Below are 2,944 nucleotides of genomic sequence, written 5' to 3'. Positions count from 1 at the left end.
ACCGCGACCACCGGGCAGCCGGCGCGGAACCCGCTCTTGACCAGGACGCCGCGCCACCAGCCGACGAAGGCGTCCACGGCCGAGGCCGCGTCGCCGCTCTCGACGGCGGCCTGGATGCCCGCGTTGAGGAACTCGCCCGCGTACTGGACGGCCTCCTCGGCGAGCTGCACCTTGCCGCCCGGGAAGTGGTGGTAGATCGAGCCGCGCGGGGCGCCGCTGTGCGCGATGACGTCGCGGAAGCCCGTCCCGGAGTAGCCGCGCTCGCGGAAGAGGTAGGCGGCGCTGCGCACCATGCGTTCACGGCTGTCGGTACCCATACCTGCGATTATGACATTCATCATAAGCTTTGCGGGTTGACCATGACGATCGTCATAGTCACGCTGTGACATGACGGTCGTCATAACCGGCGGACCGGCAGCTTCGGGAGGGGTGGACGTTGACCGCGGGTCTGGAACAGCTGAAGCAGGCGATCGACATGGGCGCGGCCGCGGGGATCGGCGTCGGGGCGCTGCTCGGCATGACCGCGGAGACCCTGGAGCCGGGCCGCGCGGTGTTCGCGCTGACGCCCGACGCCAAGTTCGGCAATCCCCTCGGCACGGTGCACGGCGGCGTCCTGTCCACGCTGCTCGACTCGGCGATGAGCTGCGCCGTGCACACCACGCTGCCCGAGGGCGCGGGCTACACGACGCTCGAACTCAAGGTCAACTTCGTCCGCGCGGTCCGCACCGACGGCGGGCGGCTGACCTGCGAGGGCACCACCGTGCACGTCGGACGGCGGGTCGCCACGGCCGAGGGGCGGATCACGGACGCGGACGGCAGGCTGGTGGCGCACGGAACGACCACCTGCATGGTCTTCCCGGCTGTTACCGACCAGTAAGGTTCGGACCAGCACCCATCGGACGGGAGATCACCGTGATTGAGCTCAAGCGCGAGGGCGACGTCTTCGTCCTGCGGATGGAGGCGGGCGAGAACCGCTTCCACCCCGACTTCCTCGCCGCCATGGACCGCGCGCTGACCGAGGTCGAGCAGGCCGAGGGGCCGAAGGCGCTGGTCACCACCGGATCCGGGAAGTTCTACTCCAACGGCCTCGACCTGGACTGGCTCGGCGCGCACCAGGAGGAGTTCGTCCCCTACCTGGAGTCGGTGAACGGGCTGTACGCGCGCTTCCTCGAACTCCCCGCGCCGACCGTCGCTGCGGTCAACGGGCACGCCTTCGCGGGCGGCGGGATGCTCGCGCTCGCCCAGGACTTCGCGGTGATGCGCACCGACCGCGGCTACTTCTGCCTGCCCGAGGTCGACCTCGGCATGAGCTTCACGCCCGGCATGAGCGCCCTGATCCAGAGCCGCCTCACCGCGCCCGTCGCGCACGAGGCGATGCTGACCGGCCGCCGCTACACCGCCGAGGAGGCCCGCGAGGCCGGGATCGTCCAGCGGACGGCGGACGAGGCCGGGGTGCTGCCCGCCGCGATCGAGCTGGCCGCGTCCCTGGCCGCCAAGAACGGCGGGACCGTCAAGGCGATCCGGGTGGGGATGTACAAGGGGACGATCGCCGCGCTGCGCGGCCCCGCCCTGCCGGAGTAGGCCGCCGGCCGCTACGTTACGTCCATCAGAACCTGATTCGGTTCACCTGTGGGAAGGATGCCGGGCATGCGCATCGGGATGGCCCTGAACTACTCGGGCGGCTTCAAGGAGACCGTCGCCGAGCTGGCCGACTATGAGAAGGCCGGCCTCGACATCGTCTACGTCGCCGAGGCCTACAGCTTCGACGCGGTGAGCCAGCTCGGCTACATCGCGGCGAAGACCGAGCGGCTGGAGATCGCGTCCGGCATCCTCCAGATCTACTCCCGGACGCCCACCCTGATGGCGATGACCGCCGCCGGGCTGGACTACGTCTCCGAGGGCCGGTTCACCCTCGGCATCGGCGCGTCCGGGCCGCAGGTCATCGAGGGCTTCCACGGCGTCCCGTACACCGCGCCGCTCGGCCGGACCCGCGAGATCGTCGAGATCTGCCGCAAGGTCTGGCGGCGCGAGCGCCTGCAGCACGAGGGCAAGCACTACAGCATTCCGCTGCCCGAGGGGCAGGGCACCGGCCTCGGCAAGCCGCTGAAGATCATCAACCACCCGGTCCGCCCGGACATCCCCGTCCTCATCGCCGCGATCGGCCCGAAGAACGTCGAGATGACGGCCGAGATCGCCAACGGCTGGGAGCCGATCTTCTACCTCCCGGAGAAGGCCAAGGACGTCTGGGGCGAGGCGCTGGCGGCGGGCAAGGCCAAGCGCGACCCGTCCCTGGGCGAGCTGGACGTCGTCGGCCAGGCGCACCTGGCGATCGGCGACGACGTCCAGGACTTCCTGGAGTTCGGCCGCCCGATGGCCGCGCTCTACATCGGCGGCATGGGCGCCAAGGGCAAGAACTTCTACAACAACCTCTGCCGCCGCTACGGCTGGGAGAAGGAGGCCGAGGAGATCCAGGACCTCTACCTCGCGGGCAAGAAGGACGAGGCCGCGGCGAAGGTCCCCTACGAGCTCCTCGAGAAGATGTCCCTCATCGGCTCCGAAGGCCACGTCCGCGAGCGCCTGGCGGCCATGAAGGAGTCCGGCGTCACCACGCTCAACGTCGCGCCGATCGCGGGCGACCACAAGGGCCGCATCGCCCTGATCGAGAAGATCAAGAAGATGGCCGACGAGGTCTGACCCACTCCCGACCCCCGGGTGAGTGCCCGCTCGTCTGAGGTGAGTGGGCACTCACTGAGGGTTAATGGGCGTTCACCCACCGGGTCGGAGGGGCAGAGCGCCGCGTCGACCTCCTTGGCGACGCGCTCTCCGGAGCGGACGGCGCCGTCCATGTAGCCCGTCCAGAAGGTGGACGTCTCCGTGCCCGCCCAGTGGATCGGCCCGCACGGCGTGCGCAGCGCCGGGCCGAACTCGGTGAGGACGCCCGGCG

4 protein-coding genes and 1 pseudogene are annotated in these 2,944 nt (G+C 70.0%); 3 read left to right on the top strand and 2 right to left on the bottom strand.

What is annotated here, in order from left to right:
- On the bottom strand, window positions 1-317 hold a 317-nt coding region (locus tag AB0J52_RS34595), incomplete at its 3' end, for a TetR/AcrR family transcriptional regulator (protein WP_500187110.1).
- A 119-nt stretch (window positions 318-436) separates the two neighbouring features.
- On the opposite strand from AB0J52_RS34595, the gene AB0J52_RS34590 reads away from it, so the two are divergent.
- From AB0J52_RS34590 to AB0J52_RS34580, 3 genes are all read left to right on the top strand, one after another.
- Window positions 437-877 (top strand): PaaI family thioesterase, encoded by a 441-nt coding sequence (locus tag AB0J52_RS34590; protein WP_500187108.1) that lies wholly within the window; start codon window positions 437-439, stop codon window positions 875-877.
- A gap of 35 nt (window positions 878-912) precedes the next feature.
- Window positions 913-1,581 carry an enoyl-CoA hydratase-related protein gene (locus tag AB0J52_RS34585; protein ID WP_500187107.1) on the top strand — a complete coding sequence of 223 codons (669 nt, stop codon included), beginning with the start codon at window positions 913-915 and terminating at the stop codon, window positions 1,579-1,581.
- Between the two features lie 66 nt (window positions 1,582-1,647).
- Window positions 1,648-2,694 carry an LLM class F420-dependent oxidoreductase gene (locus AB0J52_RS34580; RefSeq protein WP_500187106.1) on the top strand — a complete coding sequence of 349 codons (1,047 nt, stop codon included), beginning with the start codon at window positions 1,648-1,650 and terminating at the stop codon, window positions 2,692-2,694.
- A 119-nt stretch (window positions 2,695-2,813) separates the two neighbouring features.
- Here the strand turns inward: AB0J52_RS34580 and AB0J52_RS34575 are convergent.
- Window positions 2,814-2,944: pseudogene (locus AB0J52_RS34575) on the bottom strand (FAD-dependent oxidoreductase); the annotation flags it as partial.

Origin of the sequence: Spirillospora sp. NPDC049652, from assembly GCF_040675125.1 — a bacterium.
Taxonomy (GTDB): Bacteria; Actinomycetota; Actinomycetes; order Streptosporangiales; family Streptosporangiaceae; genus Spirillospora.
Note: the sequence above shows the minus strand (reverse complement) of the source record. Positions and strands in the feature narration are given on the sequence as shown.